Origin of the sequence: Polaromonas sp. UBA4122 (genome assembly GCA_002381615.1) — a bacterium.
GTDB lineage: Bacteria > Pseudomonadota > Gammaproteobacteria > Burkholderiales > Burkholderiaceae_C > Polaromonas.
This window is the reverse complement of sequence record DFWY01000069.1, coordinates 6887-10539: the sequence shown is the minus strand read 5'-3', so window position 1 is coordinate 10539 and position 3653 is coordinate 6887. Positions and strand designations below refer to the sequence as shown.

The following is a 3653-nucleotide window of genomic DNA, read 5'->3' as shown; positions in this document are numbered from 1 at the left end:
CCCGATTCGTCATCGCGAGCGCAGCGTGGCGATCCATCGTTGAACAGGCGGGGGCATGGATTGCCGCGCTGCGCTCGCAATGACGGGATTGGGGCGCTCACAATGACAACCATGAATTCACTACAAATTTAATAGCTGCCTGCGCCCGCCCCATATGGGCTATAGGCACATTTGTACTTATTCATAGCCATCCGGATTCTGGCTTTGCCAGCGCCGGGTCGGCATAGCATTGGGCGACATCTGCGCTTGCCGCTACCCAGCCGCCAAAGCCTGCACAACCTGCTTCACCGCAGCCTACCTCCAGCACGCCGTGGCCCTTTCCGGTGCCCACGCAACAAAACCTCCTAAATCGCCGCCAGATATTTGGAAAATTAATGTGGCGCGTTGGCTTGCCAAGGGTTCGTCAGCGTCAGGCCGTCAATGTTTTCAAAATCTTTGGTGTTGCGGGTGGCCACGGTCAGGCCAGCGGCCAGTGCAATCGCTGCAATTTGCGCGTCCTCTGTCGAGATGGGTTGCCCCTGCCGTGACCTCGCCGCTACGATAACGGCATAGTTTTTTGCGGCAGCAGCATCAAATCCAAGGCAGTGCCCGGCAAAGTCCTGCTCAAACATTTGCTCGGCGGCCACCGCCAGTGCCGTACGGCGTTTACCGGTTGGCAACAAAGCGATACCGGTGAAAATTTCGGCCAGGGTGACGGTGCTAGTGTGCATGGTGGCATGCGTGTTTTGGGCAAACCAGTCAAGCACAGCTGCGGCTGGATGCTCGCGCATCAACTCCGAGAGCACATTCGTATCGAGCAGAAAGCCGTTGCTCATGGCATGTCGAACTCAGGCGGTGTGCGGGCGATTTGCCGGGACGGAATGGGAAGGGATTCCACTTTCAGGCCGGCAAACCTGCGGTTCACACGCTCGACAAAACTGATCTGCCCGGCTTGCTCGGGGGCAACGGTTTGTTGAAGAATTTGCCTGACTTCCTGTTCCATGGACCAGCCATGGCGGGCTGCGCGCACACGCAAGCTATTCTTGACAGATTCATCGAGGTTTCGAACTGTGATGCTGCTCATAGGTTAGCTCCAAGTGATTGCAATGGAATCATTGTAATCATCCGCTAACTCATTGGCTAGCATACTGGGACAGCATACTAGGATAGCATACTGGGCTGCACCCCCATCGCAAGGCCGCAGGTCGCGGCGATCCATGGCCCCGATTCGTCATCGCGAGCGCAGCGTGGCGATCCATCGTTGAACAGGCGGGGGCATGGATTGCCGCGCTGCGCTCGCAATGACGGGCAGGGATGGCACGCAATGACGAAAGTTCCGTCATCGCGAGGCCGCAGGCCGTGGCGATCCATGGGCGGTTTATTTGATCAGGCCAAGCAAATACTGCCCATAGCCATTCTTGGCCAGCGGTGCCGCCAGCTTTTGAATCTGGGCGGCGTCAATCCATTGCTGGGCAAAGGCAATCTCTTCGGGGCAGCTCACCTGCAGGCCCTGGCGCTTTTGCAGGGTGGCAATAAAGCTGGCGGCTTCCAGCAGGCTGTCGTGCGTGCCGGTGTCCAGCCAGGCGTAGCCCCGGCCCATGATTTCGACATTCAGCTCACCCAGCTCCAGATAGCGCCGGTTCACATCGGTGATTTCCAGTTCGCCACGGGGAGAGGGCTGAATATCGGCGGCAATGTCACACACCTGTTGGTCATAAAAATACAGGCCGGTGACCGCGTAGTTGCTCTTGGGCTGTTGGGGCTTTTCTTCAATGCTGATGGCCCGCTGCTGGTCATCAAACGCCACCACACCATAGCGCTCAGGGTCATGCACATGATAGGCAAACACACTGGCGCCGGTGGGGCGGGCACTGGCACTGGCCAGCTGCCTGACCAAATCGTGGCCATAAAAGATGTTGTCGCCCAGCACCAGCGCACTGGGCTGGTTGGCCACAAAATCGCGGCCAATGATGAAAGCCTGCGCCAGGCCATCGGGCGAGGGCTGCACCGCGTATTGAATGTTCATGCCCCACTGGCTGCCATCGCCCAGCAGCTCGGCAAAGCGCGGTGTGTCTTGCGGGGTGGAAATCACCAGCACATCACGAATGCCAGAGAGCATCAGCGTGCTGAGCGGGTAGTAAATCATGGGCTTGTCATACACCGGCATGAGTTGCTTGGAGACCGCTTGCGTGACCGGGTAGAGCCGGGTGCCGGAGCCCCCAGCCAGGATGATGCCTTTGCGTTGTGTCATGTTTTCTTCTTCCCTGATGTTTAGATTACTTTGATTTTTATAGCTGGCTGCGCAAGCTGCGCCGGGGCTAGAGCCTATTCAGGCGGCTTCCTGCCCTGCATACTGCGTCTGCACCCACTCCCGGTACGCACCGCTTTGCACATTAGCCACCCATTCCGGGTTGGCCAGGTACCACTGCACGGTCTTGCGGATGCCGCTGTCAAAGGTTTCGGCTGGCTTCCAGCCCAGCTCCCGTCATCGCGAGGCCGTCACTCTTCGTTATCGCGAGGCGGTAGGCCGTGGCGATCCATGAACCCTGGATTTCCGCGCTGCGCTCTTTTTCTTCCCGACCCCACAGTGCAATGCCTGGGCATCCACCCAAGCCGCCGCTTCATCCGGGCCACGGTGTCACAGTTTGTTGATGGCGTTTTCAGCATTTCCTAGTTCTCGCAGCAACGCGTCAAAACTCGGCGGTTCGGTCATGAACATGGGGCGCATCGTCGCGTAATCCCGCGCCAAAGCGGCCTGCCGCACCTCTGGCGGTACCAGCCGGAAAGTGCCATGCTGGGCCAAATCGTAGCGCGCCCAGCCGCGGGCAAACACCCGGCTTTTCCAGTCCACCACCCGCTCGCATTGCGCCTTGTCGGCCCAAAACAGTGGTGCGCTAGCGTGTGCCAGCCCTGCCGCCGCCTGCTCAAACGCAAGTGCGCGCTTCTCAGTTGTCAGTGCCAAAAATTTTGCTGCCAGCGTCATATTTCCTCCTGGGCCACTTGGCGAAAAAACGGCCGCATCCACGCAGGTGCCAGAGCAATGTCTTGCAACACCCGGGCGCGCTCTGCTGCGGGAATGTTTTGCCGCAGGCGCTCAATGCGCGCAGGGGTAATGTGTGGCGCGCCAAGACTCTTAAAAGCCTGAATCAGCAAGCCGCTCAGTCGACCAGCCGCCGCCATCTGGCGTGGCGTGGTCCGCTTGAAACTGATCTGCATGGGGCCAGCCTTGATTGTGCGGCTGATGCCATCGGTCAGAAAAACAATCTTGGCTGGCACCTGTTCCGAGATGCCCAACATGTTGGCTGCATAAACCCCCGCAGGCTGCGTGCGCAACATGTCTTTGCCTACAAGCGCTTGAACCACGGCATCTACCGTGGGCCACAGAGTGCCCAGCAATTCGTCATGACGCGGTTTGTCATACAGACCACGCGACAAGCGCCGCAGCTCCCCGGCAGCCACCAGCCGTTGCAGGGCCTTGTCAATCGAGGCTCGGCTGCCCACTAAGGCAAAGGTATCTGGGGTAAACACCGTACCAGGGGCACTTTGCTGCACCAGACGTGCAATCTGTGAGCCAGTGCTGTTGGGCGAGGCGGATCGGGGCATTTGGTTCTTTTTACAAAATTCTATTTGTCCGAAATATAGCATGTATTTCGGACAAATTAGCCATATTGCCC

General features: G+C 58.6%; 5 protein-coding genes and 1 pseudogene. All 6 read right to left on the bottom strand.

Annotation, left to right across the window (positions count from 1 at the left end):
• Positions 1-371: 371 nt before the first annotated feature.
• The 6 genes and pseudogenes from B3F77_RS09155 to B3F77_RS09130 all read right to left on the bottom strand — a co-directional run bounded on the left by B3F77_RS09155 (position 372) and on the right by B3F77_RS09130 (position 3582).
• Positions 372-815, bottom strand: a complete 444-nt coding sequence (locus B3F77_RS09155) for a type II toxin-antitoxin system VapC family toxin (protein ID WP_293604658.1) — start codon at positions 813-815, stop codon at positions 372-374.
• Positions 812-1063 carry a FitA-like ribbon-helix-helix domain-containing protein gene (locus tag B3F77_RS09150; RefSeq protein ID WP_293604657.1) on the bottom strand — a complete coding sequence of 84 codons (252 nt, stop codon included), beginning with the start codon at positions 1061-1063 and terminating at the stop codon, positions 812-814. The genes B3F77_RS09155 and B3F77_RS09150 overlap by 4 nt, the downstream gene beginning before the upstream one ends.
• A 294-nt stretch (positions 1064-1357) precedes the next feature.
• A complete protein-coding gene (gene rfbA, locus B3F77_RS09145) occupies positions 1358-2230 on the bottom strand; it encodes a glucose-1-phosphate thymidylyltransferase RfbA (RefSeq protein WP_293604656.1) in 873 nt (290 codons plus the stop codon).
• Between the two features lie 78 nt (positions 2231-2308).
• A pseudogene (locus tag B3F77_RS09140) lies at positions 2309-2464 on the bottom strand (dTDP-glucose 4,6-dehydratase); the annotation flags it as partial.
• 153 nt (positions 2465-2617) lie between these two features.
• Complete coding sequence (locus B3F77_RS09135) at positions 2618-2962, bottom strand: hypothetical protein (RefSeq protein WP_293604655.1); 345 nt, start codon at positions 2960-2962, stop codon at positions 2618-2620.
• A complete protein-coding gene (locus B3F77_RS09130; RefSeq protein WP_293604654.1) occupies positions 2959-3582 on the bottom strand; it encodes a DUF6088 family protein in 624 nt (207 codons plus the stop codon). The genes B3F77_RS09135 and B3F77_RS09130 overlap by 4 nt, the downstream gene beginning before the upstream one ends.
• Positions 3583-3653 lie beyond the last annotated feature (71 nt).